At 70.6% G+C, this 25105-nt stretch carries 28 protein-coding genes; 18 read left to right on the forward strand and 10 right to left on the reverse strand.

What is annotated here, in order from left to right; all coding sequences use genetic code 11:
• The coding region (locus CQZ88_RS06905; RefSeq protein ID WP_102799467.1) for a M23 family metallopeptidase at nucleotides 1–589 on the forward strand (589 nt) is incomplete at its 5' end.
• A 52-nt stretch (nucleotides 590–641) separates the two neighbouring features.
• Here CQZ88_RS06905 and CQZ88_RS06910 read toward each other — a convergent pair.
• Nucleotides 642–2615, reverse strand: coding sequence for a M13 family metallopeptidase (locus CQZ88_RS06910; RefSeq protein WP_006947326.1), 1974 nt, complete (start codon nucleotides 2613–2615; stop codon nucleotides 642–644).
• 136 nt (nucleotides 2616–2751) lie between these two features.
• Here CQZ88_RS06910 and CQZ88_RS06915 point away from each other — a divergent pair, with 136 nt between their 5' ends.
• A complete protein-coding gene (locus CQZ88_RS06915; protein WP_102799468.1) occupies nucleotides 2752–4149 on the forward strand; it encodes a wax ester/triacylglycerol synthase family O-acyltransferase in 1398 nt (465 codons plus the stop codon).
• Complete coding sequence (locus CQZ88_RS06920) at nucleotides 4146–5354, forward strand: serine hydrolase domain-containing protein (protein WP_006947337.1); 1209 nt, start codon at nucleotides 4146–4148, stop codon at nucleotides 5352–5354. Before CQZ88_RS06915 ends, CQZ88_RS06920 begins: the two co-directional genes overlap by 4 nt.
• 58 nt (nucleotides 5355–5412) lie before the next feature.
• On the opposite strand, the gene CQZ88_RS29810 is transcribed toward CQZ88_RS06920, so the two are convergent.
• On the reverse strand, nucleotides 5413–5556 hold the full coding sequence (locus tag CQZ88_RS29810; RefSeq protein ID WP_180986962.1) for a hypothetical protein: 144 nt from the start codon (nucleotides 5554–5556) through the stop codon (nucleotides 5413–5415).
• Between CQZ88_RS29810 and CQZ88_RS06925 the strand changes: the two genes are divergently transcribed.
• Nucleotides 5549–5842, forward strand: coding sequence for a hypothetical protein (locus CQZ88_RS06925; protein ID WP_037201177.1), 294 nt, complete (start codon nucleotides 5549–5551; stop codon nucleotides 5840–5842). The genes CQZ88_RS29810 and CQZ88_RS06925 overlap by 8 nt on opposite strands.
• Nucleotides 5843–5956: 114 nt before the next feature.
• Here CQZ88_RS06925 and CQZ88_RS06930 read toward each other — a convergent pair whose 3' ends face one another.
• From CQZ88_RS06930 to CQZ88_RS06940, 3 genes are all read right to left on the reverse strand, one after another.
• Entirely contained in the window at nucleotides 5957–6871 is a 915-nt protein-coding gene (locus tag CQZ88_RS06930) for a PaaI family thioesterase (RefSeq protein ID WP_006947340.1), read from the reverse strand.
• An 89-nt stretch (nucleotides 6872–6960) separates the two neighbouring features.
• Nucleotides 6961–7734, reverse strand: coding sequence for a pirin-like bicupin family protein (locus CQZ88_RS06935; RefSeq protein ID WP_006947341.1), 774 nt, complete (start codon nucleotides 7732–7734; stop codon nucleotides 6961–6963).
• A gap of 104 nt (nucleotides 7735–7838) precedes the next feature.
• Nucleotides 7839–8807, reverse strand: coding sequence for a pirin family protein (locus CQZ88_RS06940; RefSeq protein ID WP_006947342.1), 969 nt, complete (start codon nucleotides 8805–8807; stop codon nucleotides 7839–7841).
• 446 nt (nucleotides 8808–9253) lie between these two features.
• Here CQZ88_RS06940 and CQZ88_RS06945 point away from each other — a divergent pair, with 446 nt between their 5' ends.
• Entirely contained in the window at nucleotides 9254–9706 is a 453-nt protein-coding gene (locus CQZ88_RS06945; RefSeq protein ID WP_029546253.1) for a VOC family protein, read from the forward strand.
• A gap of 9 nt (nucleotides 9707–9715) precedes the next feature.
• On the opposite strand, the gene CQZ88_RS06950 is transcribed toward CQZ88_RS06945, so the two are convergent.
• Nucleotides 9716–10711 carry a sigma-70 family RNA polymerase sigma factor gene (locus CQZ88_RS06950; RefSeq protein WP_006947344.1) on the reverse strand — a complete coding sequence of 332 codons (996 nt, stop codon included), beginning with the start codon at nucleotides 10709–10711 and terminating at the stop codon, nucleotides 9716–9718.
• Nucleotides 10712–10879: 168 nt separating this feature from the next.
• Here CQZ88_RS06950 and CQZ88_RS06955 point away from each other — a divergent pair, with 168 nt between their 5' ends.
• Nucleotides 10880–12280 (forward strand): AarF/ABC1/UbiB kinase family protein, encoded by a 1401-nt coding sequence (locus tag CQZ88_RS06955; RefSeq protein ID WP_006947345.1) that lies wholly within the window; start codon nucleotides 10880–10882, stop codon nucleotides 12278–12280.
• A 127-nt stretch (nucleotides 12281–12407) separates the two neighbouring features.
• Here CQZ88_RS06955 and CQZ88_RS06960 read toward each other — a convergent pair whose 3' ends face one another.
• Both CQZ88_RS06960 and thiD read right to left on the reverse strand, forming a co-directional pair.
• Nucleotides 12408–13106, reverse strand: coding sequence for an SDR family NAD(P)-dependent oxidoreductase (locus tag CQZ88_RS06960; RefSeq protein ID WP_102799469.1), 699 nt, complete (start codon nucleotides 13104–13106; stop codon nucleotides 12408–12410).
• A gap of 180 nt (nucleotides 13107–13286) precedes the next feature.
• Nucleotides 13287–14099 carry a bifunctional hydroxymethylpyrimidine kinase/phosphomethylpyrimidine kinase gene (thiD, locus tag CQZ88_RS06965; protein ID WP_102799470.1) on the reverse strand — a complete coding sequence of 271 codons (813 nt, stop codon included), beginning with the start codon at nucleotides 14097–14099 and terminating at the stop codon, nucleotides 13287–13289.
• Nucleotides 14100–14359: 260 nt separating this feature from the next.
• On the opposite strand from thiD, the gene CQZ88_RS06970 reads away from it, so the two are divergent.
• Together CQZ88_RS06970 and CQZ88_RS06975 are read left to right on the forward strand one after the other, a co-directional pair.
• Entirely contained in the window at nucleotides 14360–15067 is a 708-nt protein-coding gene (locus tag CQZ88_RS06970; RefSeq protein WP_044476587.1) for an SOS response-associated peptidase, read from the forward strand.
• A 98-nt stretch (nucleotides 15068–15165) separates the two neighbouring features.
• Nucleotides 15166–15399: an alpha/beta fold hydrolase gene (locus CQZ88_RS06975; protein WP_029546243.1), complete on the forward strand. Its 234-nt coding sequence runs from the start codon at nucleotides 15166–15168 to the stop codon at nucleotides 15397–15399.
• 39 nt (nucleotides 15400–15438) lie between these two features.
• On the opposite strand, the gene CQZ88_RS06980 is transcribed toward CQZ88_RS06975, so the two are convergent.
• Both CQZ88_RS06980 and CQZ88_RS06985 read right to left on the reverse strand, forming a co-directional pair.
• On the reverse strand, nucleotides 15439–15846 hold the full coding sequence (locus CQZ88_RS06980) for an acyl transferase (RefSeq protein WP_258008489.1): 408 nt from the start codon (nucleotides 15844–15846) through the stop codon (nucleotides 15439–15441).
• Between the two features lie 123 nt (nucleotides 15847–15969).
• Nucleotides 15970–16308, reverse strand: a complete 339-nt coding sequence (locus CQZ88_RS06985) for a hypothetical protein (protein ID WP_029546239.1) — start codon at nucleotides 16306–16308, stop codon at nucleotides 15970–15972.
• 210 nt (nucleotides 16309–16518) lie between these two features.
• Between CQZ88_RS06985 and CQZ88_RS06990 the strand changes: the two genes are divergently transcribed.
• From CQZ88_RS06990 to CQZ88_RS30580, 10 genes are all read left to right on the forward strand, one after another.
• Nucleotides 16519–16977: a hypothetical protein gene (locus tag CQZ88_RS06990; protein ID WP_102799472.1), complete on the forward strand. Its 459-nt coding sequence runs from the start codon at nucleotides 16519–16521 to the stop codon at nucleotides 16975–16977.
• A 96-nt stretch (nucleotides 16978–17073) separates the two neighbouring features.
• Nucleotides 17074–17325, forward strand: a complete 252-nt coding sequence (locus CQZ88_RS06995; protein ID WP_006947358.1) for a hypothetical protein — start codon at nucleotides 17074–17076, stop codon at nucleotides 17323–17325.
• A 142-nt stretch (nucleotides 17326–17467) separates the two neighbouring features.
• Nucleotides 17468–17830 carry a PadR family transcriptional regulator gene (locus CQZ88_RS07000; protein WP_006947362.1) on the forward strand — a complete coding sequence of 121 codons (363 nt, stop codon included), beginning with the start codon at nucleotides 17468–17470 and terminating at the stop codon, nucleotides 17828–17830.
• On the forward strand, nucleotides 17830–19173 hold the full coding sequence (locus CQZ88_RS07005) for a permease prefix domain 1-containing protein (RefSeq protein ID WP_102799473.1): 1344 nt from the start codon (nucleotides 17830–17832) through the stop codon (nucleotides 19171–19173). The genes CQZ88_RS07000 and CQZ88_RS07005 overlap by 1 nt, the downstream gene beginning before the upstream one ends.
• 129 nt (nucleotides 19174–19302) lie before the next feature.
• A complete protein-coding gene (locus CQZ88_RS07010) occupies nucleotides 19303–20112 on the forward strand; it encodes a crotonase/enoyl-CoA hydratase family protein (RefSeq protein WP_102799474.1) in 810 nt (269 codons plus the stop codon).
• A gap of 46 nt (nucleotides 20113–20158) precedes the next feature.
• The gene (locus CQZ88_RS07015) at nucleotides 20159–21316 is read left to right on the forward strand and encodes an acyl-CoA dehydrogenase family protein (protein ID WP_029546232.1); all 1158 of its coding nucleotides are present in this window, start codon (nucleotides 20159–20161) and stop codon (nucleotides 21314–21316) included.
• A gap of 32 nt (nucleotides 21317–21348) precedes the next feature.
• Nucleotides 21349–22899 (forward strand): acyl-CoA synthetase, encoded by a 1551-nt coding sequence (locus CQZ88_RS07020; RefSeq protein WP_029546230.1) that lies wholly within the window; start codon nucleotides 21349–21351, stop codon nucleotides 22897–22899.
• Entirely contained in the window at nucleotides 22896–23519 is a 624-nt protein-coding gene (locus CQZ88_RS07025) for a TetR/AcrR family transcriptional regulator (protein ID WP_006947368.1), read from the forward strand. Before CQZ88_RS07020 ends, CQZ88_RS07025 begins: the two co-directional genes overlap by 4 nt.
• A 23-nt stretch (nucleotides 23520–23542) precedes the next feature.
• Entirely contained in the window at nucleotides 23543–24691 is a 1149-nt protein-coding gene (locus CQZ88_RS07030; protein WP_102799475.1) for an acyl-CoA dehydrogenase family protein, read from the forward strand.
• Nucleotides 24691–25105 (forward strand): acyl-CoA dehydrogenase family protein (locus CQZ88_RS30580; RefSeq protein WP_374703812.1); only part of this gene is annotated, 415 nt, incomplete at its 3' end. The genes CQZ88_RS07030 and CQZ88_RS30580, both read left to right, overlap by 1 nt.

The raw sequence follows: 25105 nt of genomic DNA on the forward strand, positions 1-25105 counted from the left end.
GCTTCCGGACGCCGGCACCGACCGGTACGTCGACCAGCTGCAGCGCGCCGCCGAGCGGGAGGCCGCGCGCCTCGCCGCGGAGGCCGCGGAGCGCCAGCGCGAGGCGGAGCGCCTCGCCCAGCAGGAGGCCGAACGCCTCGCCCAGCAGGAGTCCGAGCGGATCGCACGGGAACTCGCGAGCCGCCCGAGCGCCGTCTTCCCGACCGTCGGGGCGCTGACCTCCGGCTTCGGGCCCCGCTGGGGCACGGCGCACAACGGCATCGACATCGCCAACGCCATCGGCACGCCGATCAAGTCGGTCACCGACGGCACCGTGATCGAATCCGGTCCCGCCTCCGGCTTCGGGCTGTGGGTTCGCATCCAGCAGGACGACGGCACCATCGGCGTCTACGGGCACATCAACGAGTCGCTCGTGTCCGTCGGCCAGCAGGTGCGGGCGGGCGACGTGATCGCCACGATGGGCAACCGAGGCCAGTCCACCGGGCCGCACCTGCACTTCGAGGTGTGGCAGCCGGGCGGCGCCAAGATGGACCCGATGGCCTGGTTCGGCTCGCGCGGGATCTCGGTACCTCAGGCCTCGCGCTCCTAGTCGGGCGCCGGTACGCCGCCCCGTCGGGGGGCGCGGCGCACCGGCGTCCGGCTCACCAGATCCGCACGCGCTCCTCCTGCGCGAGATACAGCGCATCGCCGGGACGCACGTCGAACGCCTCGTAGAAGGCGTCGATGTTGCGCACCACCCCGTTGCAGCGGAACTCCGGCGGCGAGTGCGGGTCCACGGCGAGCCGGCGCAGCGCCTCCTCGTCGCGGACCTTGGTCCGCCACACCTGCGCCCAGCCGAAGAACACCCGCTGCAGGCCCGTGAGGCCGTCGATCACGGGCGCCTCGGCGCCGTCGAGTGCGATCTCGTACGCCTTCAGCGCGATGGACAGCCCGCCGAGGTCGCCGATGTTCTCGCCGATGGTGAAGCTGCCGTTGACGCGATGGCCGGCGAGCGCCTTCGGCTCGAACTCGTCGTACTGCGCGATCAGTGCCGCGGTGCGCTTGCCGAACTCGGTGCGATCGTCGTCGGTCCACCAGTTCTCGAGATTGCCGTCGCCGTCGTACTTGGCGCCCTGATCGTCGAAGCCGTGCCCGATCTCGTGGCCGATGACGGCGCCGATCCCGCCGTAGTTGGCGGCGTCGTCGGCGTGCAGGTCGAAGAACGGCGGTTGCAGGATCGCGGCAGGGAACACGATCTCGTTCATACCCGGGTTGTAGTAGGCGTTGACGGTCTGCGGCGTCATGAACCACTCGTCGCGGTCCACCGGCCCACCGAGCTTGGCCAGGTCGCGGTCGTACTCGGCGGCGTAGCCGCTGCGGTAGTTGCCGACCAGATCGCCCGCGTCGATCGTCACGGCCGAGTAGTCCCGCCACTTGTCCGGGTAGCCGATCTTGGGGGTGAACTTCTCCAGCTTGCGCAGCGCCGCCTCGCGGGTCTGCGGGCTCATCCACTCCAGATCGGCGATGCTGCGCCGGTACGCCTCCTGCAGGTTGGCGACGAGGTGCTGCATGCGGGCCTTGGCCTCGGCCGGGAAGTGCCGTTCCACATACAGCTTGCCGACGGCCTCGCCGAGCAGGTCCTGTACGAGCGCCACGCCGCGCTTCCACCGGTCGCGGATCTCCTGCGCGCCGGTCAGGGTGCGGCCGTAGAACGCGAAGTTCTCGGCGACGAGCGCCTCGGTGAGGTACGGGGCGCGGGCGTGCAGGACCCGCCAGGTGGCCCAAGCCTTCCAGTCCTCGAGGGGCGCGTCGGCCCACAGCCGCGCGAACGTGTCGAGGAAGTCCGGCTGGCGGACCACGATCTCGGCCCACTGCTCCTCGGTGGCGCCGAGCGCGTCGATCCAGCCGCGCCAGTCGAAGCCGGGCCGACCGGAGGTCAGCGCCTCGAACGTCACCAGGTTGTAGGACAGGTCGGCGTCGCGCCGCTTGACCACGTCCCAGTGCCCGGCGGCCAGCCGGGTTTCGAGGTCGAGGACCCGCTGCGGGTCGTGCCCGATGCCCGTCAGCTCGAACATGCGCCCGATGTGCGCGACGTACTGCGCCCGGATCTCGGCGTGGCCGTCCTCGCGGTAGTACGACTCGTCGGGCAGGCCGAGGCCGGACTGCGTCGTGTGCATCAGATAGCGCGACGAGTTCTTCGCGTCGGTGTCGACGTAGTGCGCGACGGCGCCGCCGACCCCGACGCGTTGCAGCCGCCCGAGCACGGCCGCGAGCTCGGCCCGGTCCGCGGCGTCCGCCACGGCGGCCAGCTCGCCGGCGATCGGGCTCAGCCCCGCCGCCTCCACGGCCTCGGTGTTCAGGAAGCTCGCGTACAGGTCGCCGATGCGCTGCGCGTCGGTGCCCCGCTCGGCCGAGGACGCGGCCGCCTCCTCGATGAGGGTGCGGACGTCGACCTCGGCCTTGTCGAACAGCGTGCGGAACGCGCCGTCGAGGGCCCGGTCGGCGGGGATCTCGTGTTCGGCGAGCCAGCGCCCGTTGACGTGCTCGAACAGATCGTCCTGCGCTCGGGTGCTCTCGTCGAGGTGGGTCAGGTCGATGCCCGAGTGCCGAGCCCGGGAATGCTCCACGATGGTCATGTCGTCCATCCTTACACCCATTCTCCGCACCCGGCACGGGCCTGCGCGTGCGCGACCGGCCGTCCCGGCCCGCGACGCGTCCCGCTCGAGTTACCGTGACCGAAGCCTCACAGACACGTGGAAGCGGGGTGAGCATGTGGGTCTGATGGACCCGATCGACGCCGTTCTCATGACGGCGGAGCTGCTGGCCAACCCCATGCACGTCGCGGTGGTGCTGATCCTCGACCCGCCCGAGGATGCCGGCCCGCGGTTCGTCGACGACGCGTACCGGGACGCCCTCGGCCGGGGCGGCGAGGTGGATCCGGTGCTGCGGCGCCGGGCGCACCGGGGAGTGGACACCGGCGGGTGGTGGGCCTGGCGCGACGTGGACGACATCGACCTGAGCTACCACGTGCGGCGGGCGTCGCTGCCGCCGGGCGCCGGACGGGACGAGTTGTGGCAGCTGGTGGGCGCGTTGCATGCCGAGCCCCTCGACCGCTCCCGCCCGATGTGGGAGGCGCACCTCGTCGACGGCCTTCCCGACGGCCGGTACGCGCTCTACATCAAGGTCCACCATGCGGTCCTCGACGGGATCGCGGGCCTGCGGATGATCGAGGAGTCGATGTCGCCGGACCCCGATCGTCGGTCGATGTCCCCGTTCTTCGCCACCGGCGGGCGGGACCGGCCCGGGTCCGCGCACGGCGGGCTTCCCACCCCGCTCGCCCTGGCCCGCTCGGCCGTCGGGACGGTCGCCTCCGGGATGGGTCTGGTCCGTCGGACCGTCGAAGGGCAGGTCCGCTCCACGGTGCAGGGCCTGACCACCGACACCACCGTGCTGCCGTTCGCGGCGCCCCGCACCCGGCTCAACGGCCCTCTCGGAGCCGGCCGCACCTTCGCGGCCGCCGGCTGGCCGAAGGCGCGGCTGCGCGCGATCCAGCACGCGGCGGGGGTGACCGGCAACGACGTCGTCACGGCCGTTGTGGCCGGGGCGATGCGCTCGTGGTTCGCCGAGCACGACGAACTGCCCGGTGACTCCCTGGTGGCGATCTGCCCGGTCTCGGTACGCGGGCGGGAGGACGGCGGGACGGCGGGCAATGCGTTCGGAACCGCGGTGTGCACCCTGGGCACCGACCTCGCCGATCCGGCCGACCGGCTGGGCCTGATCCACCGGTCGATGCAGGTGGCCAAGGAGCGCGTCGCGTCGCTGGGGCCGGTGCCGTCGCTGCTGGTGGCAGCTCCGAGCATCCTGCCGACCATTCTGGTCCCGATGCTCCCGTTCGACCCGAGGGTGCGGCCCGGCTACAACCTTCCGATCTCCAACGTGCCCGGCCCGCGTACCGAGCTGTACTGGAACGGCGCCCACCTCGAGGAGATCTACCCCGTGTCGATCGTGTACGACGGGATGGCTCTCAACGTCACGGTGTGCTCGTATGCCGACCGAGTCGGCTTCGGATATGTGGCCGGTGGGGAAGTAATACCGGACATCGAAGCGTTGATACCTCTGACAGAGCGGTCTCTGTCACAACTGGAGGCCGCGGTAGGAGTGGCGCCATGAGTTCCGACACCGGAGCGACCAGGCGGGTGGACGGCGAGCACCCCCGGACGGAGATGATCGTCGACCCTCGCTTCCTGCCGGTTGCCGACCGGTTCTTCAAGATGTTCCGCGACACCCGGCAGGGCGGCGGGGCGCTGGCCGCGTACCTGCACGGCGAACCGGTGCTCGACATCTGGGCGGGCTGGGCGTCCCGGGACAAGCGCTGGACCCACGACACGGTGGCGCTGTCGTTCTCCACCGGCAAGGGCGTCGCGAGCACCGTGCTGCACCGGCTCGCCGAGCGCGGGCTCGTCGACTACGACGAACCGGTCGCGGCGTACTGGCCCGAATTCGGAGCCGCCGGGAAGGAATCCATCACCGTCCGGGAACTGATGTCGCACCGCGCCGGCCTGCACCGCGCGCGCGGCCTCGTGCCGGGACGCTTCGGGCTGCTCGACTCCGACGCGGTGGCGGCCGCCCTCGCGGCAGCCGCGCCGGACCCGCGCCGGCTCGCCGGCCCCGGCTATCACGCCGTCACCTACGGCAACCTCGTCGCCGAGATCGCTATCCGGGTGACCGGCCTGTCCTTCACCGAGCTGATCGAGCAGGAGATCGCCGGCCCACTCGGTCTGCGCGAGTTCTGGTTCCACGTGCCGCAGGAAGATCGGCACCGCATCGCCCGGGTGTTCCCCCGGCTGAATCCGACCCCCGCGCCGTGGGCGGTCACCGGCACCGTGCTGTCGCGGCTGCCCGGGTTGCGCGGCGTCGCCGAAGCGGGCATGGCCGAAGGCTTCGACGAGCTGGCCCGCAGCCCCGCGGCGCACGACGCGGTGATGCCGGGGTGGAACGGGGTGTTCACCGCTCGCGCGCTGGCCCGGATGTACGGGGCCCTCGCGAACGCCGGCGAACTCGGCGGGGCGCGGCTGCTGAAGGAGGAGACCCTCGAACAGGTCCTGGAGGTGCAGACCCGTCGCCGCGACTACGTGCTCGGTATCCGCCCGAACTGGCGGCTGGGCTACCACCCGGGCTGGGTCGCCCTGCGCGAGCAGCCGCTGCAGTCGATCGGCCACTTCGGCTTCGGCGGCTCCGGCGCGTTCGCCGATCCGGAAACCGGCCTGTCGATCGCCTTCGTCACCAACCGCCTCGGTAGCGTCACCCCCATCTCGGACATGCGGTTCCCGCGCCTCGGCGCCGCGGGTGTCGTCGTCGCCCGGCAGGCGGCCTGACGGCGGGCTACCTGAGGGCCTGCCGAGGAGCCCGCACCCCGTGCCGACCCGGGACCTGTCAGTGGTGCACGCGGCGCCCGGTGACCGCCTCGAACACGAACAGCAGGATCACCGGCGGCTCTGTTTCCGAACCACGGACGACGGTGGGAGACTGGGAAGCGCGAAACGGTTTCGTCTGTCCGAGGAGCGCGGCGATGACCACCCACCGAGAACATGCAGGCCACGAACACGCCCACGGCGAGGGCTGCGGGCACGTGGCCGTGCCACACGGCGACCACGTCGACTATGTGCACGACGGGCATCTGCACCGAGTCCACGACGGACACGTCGACGAGTGTGAACCCGCCGAGCATGTGGCCCACGAAGGACACGACCACGTCCACGGTGAAGGCTGCGGGCACGTGGCCGTCCCGCACGGGGATCACCTGGACTACATCCACGACGGGCACCGGCACGCCGCGCACGACGGGCACTACGACGACCACTGACCGGTACGACCTGCGTCCGCCCCTGATGCGACGGTCCGAGCCCGGGGGCCGGACGAGGGTCGTCTCCGCCCGCCGCTCGGCGAGTTGATCGAGCGCGGTCGGAAGCCGACACCTTCAGAGCGAACCCATGTGCACGCTCGCGTGGGCCCGCACCAGGACCGCGCCGTCCGGTGCGGTGAGGTGCGTGTCGATCGAGGCGAGTCGCCGGCCCGCACGGGTGACCTTCGCCTCGACGAGCATGTCGGGTCCCGGCGCCTCGGGTGAGCGCAGGTAGTCGAGGGTCAGGTTCAGCAGCCGGTACTGCCGGCCGGCGGCGGTGAGGGTCTGGGCCGCCAGTTCGGCGACGGCGTCGGCGACGGAGACCAGCACCCCGCCCTGCACCGCCCCCATGGGATTGGCCATCCACTCCACCGGCGGCACCACCGCGGTGACGTGGCCCTTCTCGACGGTCTGCAGGCGCAGGCCGAGTAGTCCCGCGAGCGGTCCGCGGGCCACCGTGCCGGCGGCGATGCCGGAGACTACGTCGAGCCCGGGGCGGTCGGTGAGCTCCGCCGGATCCGTCCAGGGTTCGGGGGTGGGCCGGGACAGACCGGACGCGTCCGCGAACGAGTCTGCGTCGAACACGGCGGGACGATTCACGACCATGGACCGCCCCGTCAGCTGGATCACCAGATCGCCTGCGTCGTCGCGGATCTGCGCGGTGCTCAGTGCCGTGTCCTCGTCCACGTGGACGGCGCGGCCGGTACCGTGCAGATTCCCCTGGGCGGAAATCGGATTCGCGGTCGACGCGCTGAGTTGGGTGAGTACGGACCGGGTGTCGCGGCCCTGGCCCCGCCACACGAGGTGCGGGGCGGCGCCGAGCACGACGTCGGTGAGCACACCGACGGACCCGACGGTGGTGCGGCCGCGGTGGTCGAGAAACCGGTTGCCGAGCGGTTGGCGGAACGCCACCGTTCGGGGCTCCCCGACCACGGTGTCGATACCCATGAAGGCGTTGAGGCGATCGGTTTCGGGGGCGGTGACGGTCACGGGAGGCATCCTGGGATCGGGAGGGACGGAGCGAGGGTTCGCTCGGTCACCGTACCGAGGCCGGGACCGGGGCGTCCCGCCCACCCCGGTCAGCCGAGATGCGCGTGCATCTCCCACACGAGGATCTCCGCGGCCGTGTCGGTGTGGATCCGCTGTCCGCCGGACCCGGTCAGTCGCACGGCGTCACCCTCCCGCAGGGTGCCGGCGCCCTCGAGCTCGGCCGTGCCCTGGGCGACGAACACGTGCAGGTACGGCGCATCGGGTAGGACGACCGTCCGGCCCGGCTGCAACCGGGCGACCGACAGCCCGGCGTACCTGTTGTGGATGCGGATGGCGGCGTGGTCGCGGTGCTCGGGGATCCCGGTCGCGACGGGCACCAGTCCGCCGCGCATCAGCTCGTCGTCGATCTCGAGCTGTTCGTAGCCGGGGGTGATGCCCGACTCGTCCGGGACCACCCACATCTGGATGAAGCGCACCGGTTCGGCGTGCTCCCCGGCGTGCAGCCCCGTGACGCCGGGCAGTCGCCAGGAGTCGTTCTTCTCCGAGTGCAGGATGCCCGTCCCGGCGCTCATCCGTTGCGCCAGGCCGGGGTAGATGACGCCGGAGTGCCCGATCGAGTCCTGGTGCACGAGGCTGCCGCGCAGCACCCAGGTCACGATCTCCATGTCGCGGTGCGGATGCGTGTCGAAGCCCTGGCCCGGCAGGACGGTGTCGTCGTTGCTGACCAGCAGCAGCCCGTGGTGGGTGTTGTCCGGGTCGTAGTGGTGCCCGAAGGAGAACGAGTGCTTCGAATCGAGCCAGGAGATCTTCGTCGTCAGCCGGTCCTCGGCGCGCCGGATGTCGATGGTCGGGGCGTCGGTCATGGTGTCTCCTCGAAAGGTATCGCGGTTCAGGGTACGGAGCGGAACGGGGCGCGGACGGGCCGGGCCGCGCAGCTTTCGGATGCGCGCCCCGGTCCCGGCGCGCGTTACGGCAACTGCTCGTGTTCGGCCGGGACGGTCCCGAGCCGGCCGGCCTGGAAGTCCTCGAACGCCTGGATGATCTCGGCCTTGGTGTTCATCACGAACGGCCCGTACATCGCCACGGGCTCGCGGATCGGCCGCCCGCCGAGCAGGAACACCTCGAGCGACGCGGTGCGCGAGTCCTGGGTGGCGGCGGCGGTGAACGTGACGCTGTCACCGTTGGGTCCGAACACGGCGGTCTGTCCCGCCCGGATCGGTGCGCGCTCCGCGCCGACGGTGCCGTCCCCGGCGAGCACGTAACCGAGCGCGTTGTACTCCCGGCGCCACGGCAGGGTCACCGAGGCGCCGGGCGCGACGGTCAGGTGGGCGAGGGCGATCGGGGTGTGGGTGACGCCGGGGCCGCGCACACCGCCGATCTCGCCGGCGACGACGCGGACGAGGGCGCCGCCGTCGGGGGAGGAGGCCAGGGCCACCTGGCTGCCGGAGATGTCCTGGTATCGGGGCTGCGCCATCTTGTTGTCCCGGGGCAGGTTCACCCACAACTGCACGCCGTGGAACAGGCCGCCGCTGGCCACGACATGTTCGGGCGGGGCCTCGATGTGCAGGATGCCCGACCCCGCCGTCATCCACTGGGTGTCGCCGCCGCCGATGGTGCCGCCGCCGCCGTTGGAGTCCTTGTGCTCCAGGATCCCGTCGATCATGTAGGTGACGGTCTCGAAGCCGCGGTGCGGGTGCCACGGGGTGCCCTTGGGTTCACCGGGTGCGTACTGCACCTCGCCCATCTGGTCCATGTGGATGAACGGATCGAGGAAGCGCTGGTCGATGCCTGCGAATGCCCGGCGCACGGGGAAACCCTCACCCTCGTATCCGACGGGGGCGGTACGGACGCCGAGGACGGGACGGGCGGGGGCGTCGGGCGCGGGGGACGGGATGCGGGGCAGGGTGAGGATGTTGTCTACGGTCACCGCGGGCATGGCGGGCTCCTTCGGCATGTAGTTGACTGTTCAACTACTCTAACCGACCGGCCGGGGGATTTGTTCCTGCCGTGCGACGGGCGCGAGCCGGCCGGTCCGGAAACGGCAAACCCCCTGCCCGAGGGGAGGGGAGGGCAGGGGGTCCGCGCCGGGCGCGTGACGCCCGGCGCCACGTCCCGCCTACGGGGGGAGGGAGGTGGGACGCGGTGTCTGTGACGGCCGATCGTCTCCGTCGGCCGGATGAAGCCAGGATACATACCCGCTGGGGTATGGTCCATCGCTTCGGTGCGCTGAGCACCGGCCGCAGAGCATAGTTCCTCGCACGGCTCTGCGCCGGGATTTCGGCGATCCCGGGCGGGCGATGAGTTTCCCGCTGCCGGGTGGTCTACCTGCTCGACACCCTCACCCGAGGTACCGTCCGCCCGCTCACACGCAAGGAGTTGAAGATGTCCCGCATGCTCTTCGCCAACCTGGCCGTCAAGGATGTCGCCGCCACCCGCACGTTCTTCGACGCTCTCGGCTTCACCTTCAACGAGATGTTCTGCGACGCCAACACCGCCTGCCTCGAGATCAACGAACAGACCTACGTGATGCTCCTCGAGGAGCCGCGCTTCCGCGATTTCATCACCGGCGACATCTGCGACACCGCCACGGCCCGTGAGGTGCTCATGAGCGTGTCCGCCGAGAGCCGCGACGAGGTCGACCGGCTCGTCGACGCCGCGCTCGCCGCCGGTGGCAGCGACTGGATCACCGCCGGCTCGGAGGAGATGAAGACCGACTTCATGTACGGCCGGGCCTTCCGCGACCTCGACGGGCACGTCTGGGAGGTCATGTGGATGGACGTCGAGGCCGCGGCCGCCGCGATGGGACCCCAGGCCGAGACGTCCGTGCAGACGTAGCGGCCGGCGTCAGGGGTGCTCGGGCAGCCCGAACAGGGCGAACAGCTCGGTGTCGAAGAACACCGTCACATGCACCACCCGGTCGCCCACGACATCGAGCACCTGCAGCTGAAACGGATGGTGCTGCCCGTCCTCGCCTCTCATGTAGAGGCCGAGGGCGGGCTGCCCGTTCGCCACCGTCGGCAGCAGAACCTGGTCTCCCGGCCCGCTCGCCGGGCAATGCGTCCGGATGAGGGTCCCGATCGCCTCGGCGCCGCGGTACCAGCCCTCGAACGGCGGCATCTCCCAGACCGCCTCCTGGGTGAGCATCTCGACGATCGAATCGATGTCGTACTTCTCGAACCCCTCGACCCAGCGCCGCACCAGCGCCTGCGCCTCCGGGCTCTCCGGCTCGACCAGATTCTCCTTCGTCACCTGCGCCTGCTGCAGCTGCGCGCGGGCCCGCTGGAGCAGGCTGTTCACCGCGGCCGTCGAGGTGTCCAGCGCGGTGGCCACCTCCGTCGCCCGCCACTGCAGCACGTCCCTCAGCAGCAGCACTGCCCGCTGCCGCGCCGACAGATGCTGCAGCGCCGCTACGAACGCCAGACGGATGGACTCGCGCGAGGTCACGATCGCCGCCGGGTCCGTCGGGTCGTCCGGCCGACCGTCGTCGCCGAGGGATCCGCCGGGAATCGGCTCGAGCCACGGCACTTCCCCGCGCTCGACGAGGTCGTCGACCGGATCCGAACTCGGCGCCCCCAGCCCCGTCGGCAGCGGCCGGCGCGACCGGCCCTCCAGCGCGGTCAGGCACACGTTGGTCGCGATGCGGTGCAGCCACGTCCGCAGCGACGAGCGGCCGCCGAAGTTGGCGTAGCCGCGCCAGGCGCGCAGGTACGTCTCCTGCACGAGGTCCTCCGCGTCGTGGATCGAGCCACTCATCCGGTAACAGTGCGCCAGCAGCTCACGCCGGTACGGACCGGCGAGCGTCAGAAAGTCGTCCTGCGAATCGAGAACCTGCTCCGTCATGGTGTGCCCCCGCCTGCCCGTCGGTCCGAAGTGCAGTTACGAGCGTGAGCGTAGCCCTGGGGGCCGACAGGAAACAGGGTCTCGAACTATCTGTGCACTCCGGGTACCGTCCAGTAACTGCCCCCGGCCGACAGCCCCGCCGGCAGGCAGCAAGGACGAGGGGGACGCGTGCCCGACATCGCGCCACGACCGACAGGCCCGTACGCCGGGGGACCGCCCGCGTCGGCCCTGCACGTCGACATGCCCCCGCTCGAGCGTTTCGGTCTGCGCGAAGCCGGCCGCACGGTCGTCGTCGCTGTGGTGCTCGTCGTCAGCGTGCTGCTGAAGCTGCTGGCCTGGCCACTGCGACCCGACGGGCGCGGCCCGGCCGACGCCGCCGCCGAGGGTACCGTCGACGCATTCGAGATCCTCGGCCCCACGTTCGTCAAGCTCGGCCAGCTCATGGCGTCGTCGTCCGGTGTGTTCCCCAAGCCGCTGGCCGACGCGTGCCTGCGCTGCCTGGACGACGTCGCGCCCGTCTCCGCGGACCAGGCCCGCGCCGTGATCGAGGAAGACCTCGGGCATCCCGTCGGCGAACTGTTCGCCCGGTTCGACGACCTGCCGCTGGCCGCCGCGTCCGTCGGCCAGGTGCACGCGTGCGTGCTGCACGACGGGCGGGAGGCGGTCGTGAAGGTGCAGCGGCCCGGCATCGCCCACCGCATGCTCATCGACCTGCGTGCGGCCTACCTCGGCGCGCGCCTGCTGCAGGCCTTCGAGTTCTTCCGCATCGCGAACGCCACCGCCATCATCCGCGACCTGCACTCGTCCACGATGACCGAACTCAACAGTGCGGTCGAGGCGGACCGGCAGAGCCGGTTCCGGGAGTGCATCGGCGCGTTCGGGGACAACACGGCCGTCACCACGCCGCAGGTGTACTGGGACTACTGCGGGCCGCGCGTGATCTGCATGGAACGCCTTCGCGGTGTGCCCATGGACCGCGTGCCCGCCGACGCCGGCATCGACACCCGCCTGCTCATCCGCCGCGGGGTGAAGGTATGGATCGAATCGGTCGTCCTGCACGGGCCGTTCCACGGCGACGTGCACGCCGGGAACCTGTGGCTGCTCGACGACGGCCGCCTCGCCTTCCTGGACTTCGGCATCGTCGGCGAGCTGCCCGAGCACTGGCGCGCCATCCTGCGCGACCTGTTCCGCGCGACCGCCATCGACGGGGACTTCGCCCGCGTGGCGCAAGGCATCCGCGCACTCGGCTACACCAGCGGACTCGATGCCGACGACGCCGAGATCGGCCGGCAGGTGGCGCAGGCCCTCGCTCCGCTCCTCGGCCGCGACCTCGGGCAGCTCCGGCTCAGCGAACTCATCGTCGCGCTGATCCGGCTCGGCAAGCAATGGGGGATCGCCAGCCCGGAGGAACTGGTGCTGTTCGGCAAGCAGCTCGGCTACTTCGAGCGCTACGCCACCGCCCTCGCCCCCGGCTGGGTCATCGGCCAGGACCTGTACCTGCTGCGCAACGTCTTCCCGGAGGAGGTGGCGCGCCGCGCCGGCGAGCAGGGGCTCGAGCTACCCGCGTAGCGCGGGCGCGGGCGCGCGGGGCGCGGGGGCGAGCGAATGTATCGTTCAGCTCCTCACGTCGACAGCATGGTCCATTCGCTCGGTTCGAGCCGGAGCGGCCCGACGGGTGCGGAGTGCGCCGGGCGCGTCAGCCCACATGCGTGACGGGTATCGAAGCCCCGGTGACGGCGGCGCCGTCGTCGGAGAGCAGGAACCGGATCACGCGCGCGATCTCGGCGGGCTGCGACCACGAGCGCCGGTTCGCGTCGGGCATCGCCGCCCGGTTCGCGGGCGTGTCGATGACGACGGGCAGCAGCGCGTTGACCCGGACGCCGTCGGTGGCGTACTCGACGGCCAGGGTCTCGACCAGTGCGGTCACGGCGGCCTTCGACGCGACGTAGGCGGCGCCCCCGGCGAACGGCCGCTTCGTCGCCGCGGTCGACATGCAGACCACCGACCCACCGCTGCCGGCGAGCAGGTGCGGCAGCGCCGCGCGGGTCACGGCGTAGGCGGTGCGCACGTTGAGATCCAGCTGGGCGTCGAGGACCTCGATCGGAGTCTCGTGCACCCGCGGCCCCGAGGTGAACCCGCCCACCAGATTCACCACACCGAACAGGGGCGCGGATTCCTCGGCCGCCGCGAGCGAGACGGCCTGCCGCAGCTGCGCCTCGTCGGACAGGTCCGCCTCCACGAGATGCAGACGCGGATGGTCCGCGAGCCGGCCGAGTTCGGTACGAGCCACCCAGGGGACCACGACCCGCCAGCCGGTCTCGAGCAGATGCGTCGTGACGGCGGCACCGAGCCCGCCGGTGCCGCCGGTGACGAGCGCGGTCCGGATCGCGGTCATGGGAATCCTCTCGGCCGAGCGGACGGATGCCCGTCCACGATAGGCGTCGGACGTGCCCGCGCATCGCGATACCGAGCCACACGCGCCGGTTCCGGACATCGACAACCGTCCCGGCGGTTGTCGATGTCCGAAACATGCACTCCGATAGGCGAATCCGGATCGCCGACGGACGGGGTGGTCCTATGCCGTGCGCGACGCCGCGTACGCGCCCTGCCACACCGTGTCGAACGGCGTGTGCGCCCCGACCCGGCCCTCGATGCCGGCGGTGACGAAGTCCTTCGCCAGCGCGACGGCGGCGGGCACGTCGGCGCCCTTGGCGAGTTCGGCGGTCACGGCCGCGGCGAGCGTGCAGCCGGCGCCGGAGACCCGTTCCCGGCCGACCTTCGGCGCGGAGAACACGGTGACCTCCGCGCCGTCGAAGAGCACGTCGACGGCGTCGTCGCCGGCCAGCTCCACGCCGCCCTTGGCCAGGACGTACCGCGGGCCGAGGGCGTGGATGCGGCGGGCGGCCTCGACGAGGCCGTCGACGGTGTCGATGCGGTCCATCCCCGCCAGGGTGCGGGCCTCGAACAGGTTGGGGGTGACCACCGTGGCCAGGGGCAGCACGGCCTCGCGCAGCGCGTTGTCGGTGTCGAGCGCGGCGCCGGGCTCCTGACCCTTGCAGATCAGCACCGGGTCCAGGACGACGTGCCGCCACGACCGGCGACGCAGGCCCTCGGCGACCACCTCGATGGTCGCGGGGGTGCCGAGCATGCCGATCTTGACGACGTCGAGGTCGTGGGCCGCGGTGGCGGCCTCGATCTGGTCCGCGATGACCTCGGGCGCGATCGGGACGAAGCGGTGCGACCAGTCGTTCCGCGGGTCGAACGAGACGATGCAGGTGGTGGTGCCGACGCCGTAGACGCCCAGCTCCTGGAATGTCTTCAGATCCACCTGCAACCCTGCGCCGCCGGTGGCTTCGGACCCGGCGATGACATAGGCGAGGTCGACCACGATGTACTCCAATCCGATGGGGGACAGACTGCGTGCCGGACCCGGAAGGTACCGGCACGTCGGGGGAGACCGCGGCTGCCCGCGACGTCGTCGCCGGGTTCGCACGATCGGTCCCGGCACCAGGCTAGCGCGCCCGGCCGTGCGTCCCGGCCGGACGACCTGCGCCGATGACCGGCGTCACATACGGTCCGGCGCATGTCGGTGCGGTGCGGCACCATGGGAATCGACCGGTCGAGGCACGACGACAGAAGGTGGGCGGCATGTGCGGTCGGTATGCGAGCACGGTCACCGATCAGGAACTGCGCTCCCTGTTCGACGTGGTGGAGACGGTGGGCGAGCCGCTGCCCCCGTCGTACAACGTCGCGCCGACGCAGACGGTGCGGGTGGTGCTCGAGCGCGCCCCGAAGGACGATCCGGGCGGGGAGGCGGTGCGTCAGCTCCGGTCCGCCCGGTGGGGGCTGGTGCCGTCGTGGGCCAAGGACCCGAAGATCGGCAACCGGCTGATCAATGCCCGCTGCGAGACGATCACCGAGAAACCGTCGTTCAAGGCCGCGGCCGCCCGGCGACGGTGCATCCTGCCGGCCGACGGGTACTTCGAGTGGCAGAAGCGCGAGGACGGCACCAAGGTGCCGTACTTCCTGCACGGCGACGGCGTGCTCGGAATGGCCGGCCTGTACGAGCTGTGGCCGGATCCGAGCCTGCCGGACGACCATCCCGACAAGTGGCTGTGGACCGTCACGGTGCTGACGACGGAGGCCACCGACGCCGCCGGGCAGATCCACGAGCGGTGCCCGCTGGTGCTGCCGCCGTCCTTCCACGACGTGTGGCTCGATCCGGCCCTCACCGACCGCGACGACGTCGACGCGCTGATCGCCTCCGTCCCCGAACCCCACCTGGAGCCCTACGAGGTCGGCACCGCGGTCAACAACCCTCGCAACAACCGCCCGGAACTGCTCGAGCCGGTGTGAGTGGCGCAGGGCCACCGGGGCTCGGGTGGCCCTGCCGTGGCGCGCCTCGCGATCCGAATCACTTTCCATGAAGGGAGGATTCGCGGAATCGGGGGGCGATGCTGTGGAACGCCGTGCCGACGGACGTGCCGACGGGTCTCGACCGGATCGCGTGCCCCGTCACCCTCGCGCAGGGCGTACTCGACGTCGTCGCCTCCGCGCAGACGGTGCGGTACGTCCCGCTGGTTCCCGGGGCCCGGTTCGTGCCGCTGCCGTGGGCCGGGCATGCGCCGCAGTGGGCTGTCCCCGAGGCGATCGTCGACCTGGTCCGGCGGGCCGCGGCGGAGGCATGATTCCGGCGAGCGGGTGCCGGCTGCACTTCCGCTGGTGGCTCAGCCGATCCGGACGCCGTCCGTGACGACCCAGATTCCGTCGGCGCTCTCCCGGACGGGCCGGCGCAGCTGGAGCACCACGATGCTGCCGTCCGCCCGGTTGGTCACCTCGACGGTGTGCGGGTCGGCCGCGCGTGCGTCGGTGTCGCTCCATCCGAATCGGTCCGCCACGAACGCCTGCGCGACGAGGGACGGGTCCAGCCGCCACGGCTGGCTACCCTCGTCGACCGCGCGCTGAAGCGCTTCGGCCTGCTCCGGGGTGAGGTCTTCTCCGGGAAAGGACGACCCGGCCGGTGGCGTCGCGTCCTCGCTCGTCGCGGCCGGCGACGTCTCCGGCGAGGAGGACGCGGGGGCGCTCTCGGCCGTCGTCGCCGGTGCCGGTGCCGACGCGGGAACGGACGCGCTCATGGTCGATTGCGCACCCGGCATGGTGTCGCCGTCGCCGCACGACGTGACCAATCCTACCGAGACGGCCACTGCAGCAACAGTTTTCCACAATCGTACCCGCACGGAATCCTCCTCGCGATCCGGTCACCGAGGCCGGGTGAACCGGAACTCCCACGGTTGCTGCCCGTTACCGGTCTGCACCCAGTGATCGTCCTCGATGTGCCGGAGCACCTCGGCGAGGCTTCGGTTCATCTCCGGCGCCCACGCCTCCTGCGGCGGGATGTCCCCCCACGTCCGGGGGACCGGGAAGGTGGGACCGACATAGCGGCGTTCCTCGTCTACCCGGCCGACGAACCGCTTGTACGCGTTGCCGTACTGCGAACTCAGCGTCGCGAGCAGGGAGGCCCACCACGACGTGCCGCCCGCGTCCTCCAGCTCCACGGTCAGCGTCTCCGCGTCCCCGGTTCCCGAGCTCTCGCCCATGTCTACTCCCCAACTCGTCCTTCGCGGTGTCCGTCACCGGCGACGGGAGTCGACCTTTTCTCGCTCACCAGCCCCTCGATGTGCTGGAAGAGGTCGTTCTCGCCCATGGGAAGGCCCCCTCGCCGTGGTCGTGCCCCGGGCATAGACGGTATCCGGGGCAGGCAAACCCGTCCGCGTTTCGCGGTCCCACGGCTCGGGTACCTCGCAGCCATGAGTATCGAAGACGGTCCCGGCGACACGCTCAGCCCGAGCGAGGGCCTCGATTCCGACGAAGTCCGCAACGACGACGGCGACGAGGTCGTGGACCCGCCGGAGGGCTGGAGCGGGGCCGACCGGTTCGGCACCACGCAGCGGGAGGAGCAGGAAGGCGAGTCGCTGGACCAGCGCCTCGCCGAGGAGGAACCCGACGTGGCGCCCCCGGAGCCGCTCGAGCGGCCGGTTGCGGCCATGCCGGACGACGAGCTGACCGAGGACATCGTCGACGAGGTCTACGACGGCGGAGGCGACACAGCCGTCTACGACGGCGGAGGCGACACAGCCGTCATCGACGGCGGACGTAAGCACGCAGAGCTGGTCGAGGGTGTCATCGTCGAGGACTCGCGGGTCGATCGAGGTCAGATCGGCGGCAGCCCCGAGGACGGCGAGTCCCTCTTCCCGGTGGTCGAGTGAGATGGGCGCCGCCGGTGACGCGCAGGTGCCGACACGGAGGCGGTCCTGCCGTGGTAGGGGTGTCCGGAAGAGCGATCGATGCAATGATCATTTGTCATGAGTGACAACTCGGGAGTTGCAGGCAGGGGCGGGCTCACCGTCGGCTCGCGGGTGGTGGTGCGTCGTGGCGACGACAAGAGCCGACTGCCCGGAGTGGTGGTCGAGGACTATGCGAGCGAAGCCGCCCGGGCCGGCGAGCAGCTCGGGCGGGACTGGGCGCCGGTGCGCCGGTGGGCCGTCGCGCTGGACGACGGCCGGCTCGTCTTCGCCGACGACGACGAGGTCGAGGCGGAGCCGAAGAAGTCCTGACCGCTGTCCGTACGCCCCCGACCCTCGCGATCAACCCCGCCGGCGTGCCGGCCTTGGACGAACCGGGCGCATCGAGAAGTGCGGTTGGCTCATGCCTGAATCTGCTAGGTTGATACCTAGCTGATCTAGGCATAGGAGTTCTATGTACCTCGACAAGGACCTGGTGGCGGCCTCGGCGACCCCGCTTGTGCTCGGAATCCTCGCCGACGGCGACTCCTACGGGTACGCCATCCTCAAACGAGTCAAGGATCTGTCCGGTGGACGGATCCAATGGACCGACGGAATGCTGTACCCGCTGCTGCATCGCCTGGAACGGTCCGGATACGTGTCGGCGTCGTGGGGAAGTTCCGACAGTGGGCGACGGCGCAAGCACTACGCGATCACCGACGCAGGCCGGAGCGTGCTTGCGGAACGGCGCAGTCAGTGGGACGTCGTGGCGGACGCGCTGGACCAGGTCTGGCGCTGCGCCGAGGTGCCCGCGACCCCCGCCGGAGGATGGTCGTGATGGACACCGATGCCGCGCTGGAGTCGCAGATCGGTCAGTGGCGCGGCTACGTCGAGCGTCGTCGCGCGATATCCGCCGCCGACGCCGACGAGATGGAAGACCACCTGCGTGACCAGATCTCGGATCTGTCCGCCGCCGGACTGGGGACCGACGAGGCCTTCCTGGTCGCGGTCAAACGCATGGGCAGCGTGGACGACATCTCCCGCGAGTTCGCGCGGGAGCATTCCGAGCGCCTGTGGAAGCAACTCGTGCTGATGCCCGCACCGGACGACGGTGCCACGCGGCCCACACGTGAGCTGTTCGTCGTGCTCGCGCTCGCCGTCGGCGCGGCGGTCGCCCTGAAGGCCGGACTGGCGACACTGGACGAGGGCGTCGTCGTGCGCAACGTCAGCCTGCTCGTGCTTCCGTTCCTCGCCGGGTACTTCGCCTGGAAGCGCCGCGTGACGCCCCGCGGCGCCGCGGCGCTGCTGGTGCCGTTCGCCCTGGTGGCGGTCGTGACGAACGCGTTTCCCTTCGTCCCGAACGGATCGACCGAGGTGATCGCCGCGATCCATGCCCCGATCGCGTTGTGGTTCGTCGTCGGCCTCGCCTACGTCGGAGGCGAGTGGCGGTCCGACCGGCGGTGGATGGACTTCGTCCGATTCACCGGCGAATGGGTCGTCTATCTCACCCTGCTCGCCCTCGGCGGCGGCGTCCTCGTGGGCCTGACGATCGGCGCGTTCGACGCGCTCGGCACGGATGCCGAGTGGGTCGTCGAGGAGTGGGTGCTGCCGTTCGGTGCGGCGGGCGCGGTCGTCGTCGCCGCCTGGCTCGTGGAGGCGAAGCAGAACGTGGTGGAGAACATCGCGCCCGTCCTCACCCGCGTGTTCACACCCCTCACAATCCTCATGTTGCTGGTGCTGCTCGCGGCGTTCGCGACCACCGGTAGCGTCGTCGACGTCGACCGAAACCTGTTGATCCTGATGGACCTCATCCTCGTCGTCGTCCTGGGGCTGCTGCTGTATGCGATCTCCGCCCGCGAACCTCACCTGCCGCCCGACCTGTTCGACCGTCTCCAGCTCGTCCTCGTCGTCCTCGCTCTCGCGGTCGACCTGCTCATGCTCACAGCCATGCTCACCCGGATCGCGGAGTTCGGCTTCACCCCCAACAAGGTGGCCGCTCTCGGGATGAACCTGGTCCTACTGGTCAATCTTGCCTGGTCGGCCCGGCTCGTCCTCGGGTTCGTCCGTGGCCGCCGCGGGTTCGGCTCCCTCGAACGCTGGCAGACCCGCTACCTGCCCGTCTTCGGCATCTGGGCGGCGCTGGTCGTCTGCCTCCTCCCGCCGATGTTCGACTTCGCGTGACCGTCGGTCACCGAACAACGGCAGTCGATCCGTCCATGCCTTTACAACCGGTCCGCAAGGCAGTAATTTGAACGATCGTTCGACCTAATCTGCTGCCTGCCGCCGATCGCCGGCCGAAAGGACCTCCGCATGAGCGCACCCGAGGACGTCGTACTCTCCCGCCGGGAAGGCCACGTCACGACGTGGACGATCAACCTGCCCGAGGCGCGCAATCCGATCTCCGGCGACGACGTCGTCGAGCGGCTGGTGCAGCTGGTGGAGGAGGCGAACGCGGACTACGAGACCCGCGTGGTGATCGTCACCGGCGCCGGCAGCGCGTTCTCGGCCGGCGGCAACGTCAAGGACATGGCCGACCGCGCCGGGATGTTCGGTGGTGCCCCGCATCAGCTGCGTGAGGGCTACCGTCGCGGAATCCAGCGGCTGCCCAAGGCGATCTACCACTGCGAGGTGCCGATCATCGCCGCCGTCAACGGACCCGCGGTCGGCGCCGGCTGCGACCTGGCCATGATGTGCGACATGCGGATCGCTTCGAGCACCGCATTCTTCGCCGAGAGCTTCGTCAAGCTCGGCATCATCCCCGGCGACGGCGGCGCGTGGCTGCTGCCCCGCGCCATCGGTGCGGCGCGGGCCGCGGAGATGGCCTTCACCGGCGACCGGGTCGATGCGGCGACCGCGCTGGACTGGGGCATGGTCTCCCGCGTCGTCGAACCCGAGCAGCTGCTGGTCACCGCGAACGAACTCGCCGCCCGCGTCGCGGTGAATCCGCCGCACGCGCTGCGCATGACCAAGAAGCTGATGCGCGAGGGGCAGCGCCAGGATCTCGACAGCATCCTCGAGCTCTCCGCCGCGTTCCAGGCCCTCTCGCACCACACCGCCGACCACGGTGAGGCACTCTCGGCGTTCCTCGAACGCCGCACCGGGAACTTCACCGGCAACTGACCGCCCCGGCCCCCGAGCCGCCGCACACAACGAAGGAGAGACGGCCGTGGAGCGGACGATCTTCACTCAGGAACACGACGAATTCCGTTCCATGCTGCGGGATTTCATCGACCGCGAGGTTCTGCCGCATCAGGCGGAGTGGGATGCGCTGGGCCGGCCGCCGCGCGAGTTCTTCCACCGTCTCGGTGAGCTCGGCGTCCTCGGTATCCAGGTGCCCGAGGAGTTCGGCGGCGGCGGCGAATCGAGCTTCAAGTACAACGCCATCGTGTTCGAGGAGGTGGCCCGGGCCGGCGTGTCGTTCGGTTCCTACACCGTGCACTCCTGCCTGATCCTGCCGTACCTGCTCGAGTACGGCAGCGACGAGCAGCGGAAGCGCTGGCTGCCGGACTTCGCGTCCGGCCGGATGATGACCGCCATCGCGATGACCGAGCCCGGCACCGGCTCGGACCTGGCCAACATCGCCACCACCGCCAAGCTGTCCGCCGACGGCTCGCACTACGTCGTCAACGGCGCGAAGACGTTCATCACCGGCGGCGTCACCGCCGACCTGGTCCTCACCGTCTGCCGGACGGCGCCGTTCGACCCGGAGGACCGCCGTGCCGGCCTGTCGATCCTCTGCGTGCCCACCGATGCCGAGGGGTTCTCCGTCGGTCGCAAGCTGGACAAGATCGGGCTGCACCAGCAGGACACCGCCGAGCTGTCGTACCAGGATGTGCGGGTTCCGGTGGAGAATCTCCTCGGCGAGGAGGGCAAGGCCTTCGGCTACCTCGCCCACAACCTGCCCCAGGAACGCCTGAGCATCGCGCTCAACCAGGTCGGCCAGGCCGCGGCCGCGATCGAGCATGCCGTCGCATACACCAAGGACCGCAAGGTGTTCGGCAAGCCGGTGGCCTCCTTCCAGAACACCAAGTTCGTTCTCGCGGAATGCTCCGCCGAGGTGCAGGCGGCGCGAGTCTTCGCCGACCACTGCCTCGAGCTGCTCGACCGGGGCGAGCTGTCGGTGGCGGACGCCGCCCGTGCCAAGCTGTACTGCACCGAGGTCGCCGGCCGCGTGATCGACAAGTGCCTGCAGTTGCACGGTGGCTACGGCTACATCACCGAATACCCGATCGCCCGCCTCTACGCCGACACCCGCGTCAGCCGGATCTACGGCGGCACCAGCGAAGTCATGAAGACGATCATCGCCAAGGACCTCGGCCTCTAGACGTCCCGGTGGGACCGGCAGAAGGAGCACGAATGTATCCAGGACGCTATGCCTCGATCACCCCGGACAAGCCGGCGGCGATCGAGGCGGCCACGGGGCGCGAGATCAGTTACCGCGAGCTCGAGGACCGTTCGGTGCAGTTCGCGCACTGGCTCCGCGCCCACGGCCTCGGCGCGGGCGACCACCTCGCCGTGCTGTCGGTCAACGACGTGACCGTCTTCGAACTGTACTGGGCTGCAGTGCGTTCCGGCATGTACGTGACGTTCGTGAACACGCATCTCGCCCCGCCCGAGGTCGCCTACATCGTGGACGATTGTGACGCCGCGGCTCTCGTGGTGTCCGCGCCGCTCGTGGACCTCGCGGTCGCCGTGGCCGGCGACACGCCGAAGGTGCGGCACCGCCTGGCGTTCGGCGGCGACGTTCCCGGCCACCTCGGATACGAGGCCGAGATCGCCGCGATGAGCACCACCGCGCCGGTCGACCAGCCCGGCGGGACGGACATGCTCTACTCGTCGGGCACGACCGGCCGGCCGAAGGGGATCAAGCCCGCGCTCAGCGGAGCGCAGGTCGGTGAGCAGGCGGCCTCCAACGCGGTCGGGCTGCTGCAGAGCTTCGGCTTCGACGACGACTGCGTGTACTACGCGCCCGCCCCGATCTACCATGCCGCGCCCCTGCGGTTCGGCGCCGCGGCGCAGGCACTCGGCGGCACGGCGATCGTCGCGGGCAGGTTCGACGCCGAGACCTGCCTCGCCGACCTCGAGCGCTACCGCGTGACCCACAGTCAGTGGGTGCCCACGCATTTCGTCCGGCTCCTGAAGCTGCCCGAGCAGGTCCGCGGCCGCTACGACCTGTCCGCGATGCGCGCCGCCATCCACTCCGCCGCGCCGTGCCCCGTCGAGGTCAAGCAGGCGATGATCGACTGGTGGGGCGAGGTGATCTACGAGTACTACTCGTCCACCGAATCCGTGGGCAGCACCATCGTCTCGCCGCAGGAATGGCTCCGGAAGCCCGGCACCGTCGGCCGCACCGGACACGGCCATGCCAGCCTCGCGCACATCTGTGCCGAGGACGGAACGGAGTTGCCGCACGGACAGATCGGGTTGATCTACTTCGAACGTCCCGGCTACAGCTTCGAGTATCACAACGACCCGGAGAAGACGGCCGAGTCCCGCAACCCGCTCCACCCCACCTGGGCGACGACCGGGGACATCGGATACCTGGACGAGGACGACTACCTCTTCCTCACCGACCGGGCGAAGTTCACCATCATCTCCGGCGGGGTGAACATCTATCCGCAGGAGATCGAGAACGCCCTCGCCTTGCACCCCAAGGTGTTCGACGTGGCAGTGATCGGTGTGCCGGATGCCGAGATGGGCGAATCGGTCAAGGCGGTCGTCCAGCCGGCGGCGGGCGTCGCCGGCGACGACGCGCTCGCTGCGGAGCTGATCGCCTACTGCCGCGACCGCATCGCCGGGTACAAGTGCCCGCGCAGCGTCGACTTCGTCGACGCGCTGCCCCGGACACCCACCGGCAAGCTCGTCAAGGGGGCGCTGCGCCCCGCGACCGCCGGAGGAAACGGATGAGTGTTCGACGGGGAACATACGCACGACAGGGCGACACCGTGGCGCCGTCGGAGCGGCAACGGGTGTTCATCGAGGCGGCGCGTCGCGAGTTCGTCCGCAACGGATACGGTGCGTCGTCGATCCGGACGATCGCCCAGGAGGCGGGCGTGAGCCTGTCGGCGCTGTACTACCACTACAAGAACAAGCAGGACCTGCTGCTGGCCATCCTCATCGACGGCGTGAACGCCTTCGACGCGATGTGCGACGAGGAGCTGTCACGCGTCGGTGACGACCCGGTGGAGCGGCTCCGGGCCCTGGTGGTCGCCCTGGTCCGGTTCCGGACCATCTGCCAGGAACAGAGCCTGATGATCGGCACCGAGGTTCGCAACCTGGAACCGGAGAACGCGGCCGTCTACGAGCAGCGGCGGCGTTCCGGAAACGAGTTGCTGGGCAGCATCATCGAGGATGGGATGCGATCCGGAGCGTTCACCACCCCCTACCCGGAGGACTGTCGCCGCTCGATCCTGGCGATGACGACCTCGATCGCGAACTGGTACGACCCGGACGGTCCGGACACCCCCGCCGACATCGCGGCCCGGTACGGCGATCTGGCCCTGCTGTTGCTGCAGCCGCGACCCTGACCCCCTCACGGAAGAAGACGACCATGCGTACATCACTGGTACCGTCCGCCGGTGCCCCCGACCCGAGTCTCGCAGCGTTGCGGGCCGAGGTGCGCGCCTTCCTGCGCGAGCAGATCGAGGCCGGCGTGTTCACCCCGGGCGTGGACACCTGGCTCGCCCGCTGGAACACCGACTTCACCAAGGCCCTGGCCGCCCGCGGCTGGGTCGGCATGACCATCCCCACCGAGTACGGCGGGCACGGCCGCACCTTCATGGAGCGTTTCGTCGTCACCGAGGAACTCCTCGCGGTCGGCGCGCCGGTCGCCGCCCAGTGGGTGGCGGACCGGCAGGCCGCGCCCTCGCTGCTCAAGTACGGCACCGAGGAGCAGAAGCGACGGTTCCTTCCCGGCATCGCTCGCGGCGAGATCTGCTGGGCCATCGGCATGAGCGAGCCCGAGTCCGGATCGGACCTGGCGAGCGTGAAGACCAAGGCCGTGCAGGTCGACGGCGGCTGGCGCATCACCGGCACCAAGCTGTGGACCTCCGGCGCCCACCACGCCGACGCCTTCTTCGGGCTGGCCCGCTCCGCCCCGCTCGACCCGGCGCACCGGCACGCCGGGCTGAGCCAGTTCATCGTCCTGCTCGACTCGCCCGGCGTGGAGATCCGGCCCGTGCTGTCGATGTCCGGTGAGCACCACTTCAACGAGGTCGTCCTCGACGACGTGTTCGTGCCCGACAACCTCGTGCTCGGCACGATCGGCGACGGCTGGGCGCAGGTCACCTCCGAACTCGGCTACGAGCGCAGCGGCCCGGAACGCTTCATGTCCACCTTCGGTGTGCTCGCCGGCGCGGTGGACGAGGCAGCCGCCGGCCGCCTGCCGGCCGACCCCCGCATCGGCGCGTTCGTCGGCCGGATCTTCGGCCTGCACCACATGTCGCGCGGGGTGTCCGAGGCGCTGCAGCGGCATGAGAACGCGGAGGTCGCCGCCTCGGTGGTCAAGGTGCTCGGCACGCAGGCCGAGGGCGACATCGCCGACCTCGCCGACGAGCTGGCCGGCGAGAGCGACACCGCTGGTGACGAGTTCGCCGAGCTGGTGCGGTCGGGTGTCATGCAGCGTCCCGGATTCACCCTCCGAGGCGGCACGAGTGAGATTCTGCGCGGGGTCATCGCGCGGGGATTGGGGATGCGCTGATGAGCAACGCGACGAACGGCACGTCGACCGATAACGATGTGGAGATGCGCGAATTCGCGCAGATGCTCGAACAGGTCTTCGGAGAGCGCCGCGGCGACGATCACCGCCTCACCGGGCCGCTGCGCCTCGACCGCGAATTGTGGTCCACTCTGGTCGAACTCGGTCTCGCCCGGCTCACCGGTCCGGAGGCGGACGGGGGCAGCGAGGCGGGCTGGGCCGAGGCCGCATATCTGCTCGGCGCCGCGGGCGCCGGTGCCGCGGCGGTGCCGGTGGCCGAGAACGACCTCCTCGCGGGCTGGCTGCTGCAGCTGTCCGGCTGCAAGCGCGCGGTGACCGATCCGGCGGCGGCACGCACCGCCGCCGTGCTGGCCGCCGACGGCTCGGCCCGGCACGTGCCGTGGGCCCGCGACGTCG

The sequence above is a fragment of the Rhodococcus sp. ENV425 genome (assembly GCF_002887785.1).
GTDB lineage: Bacteria > Actinomycetota > Actinomycetes > Mycobacteriales > Mycobacteriaceae > Rhodococcus > Rhodococcus aetherivorans.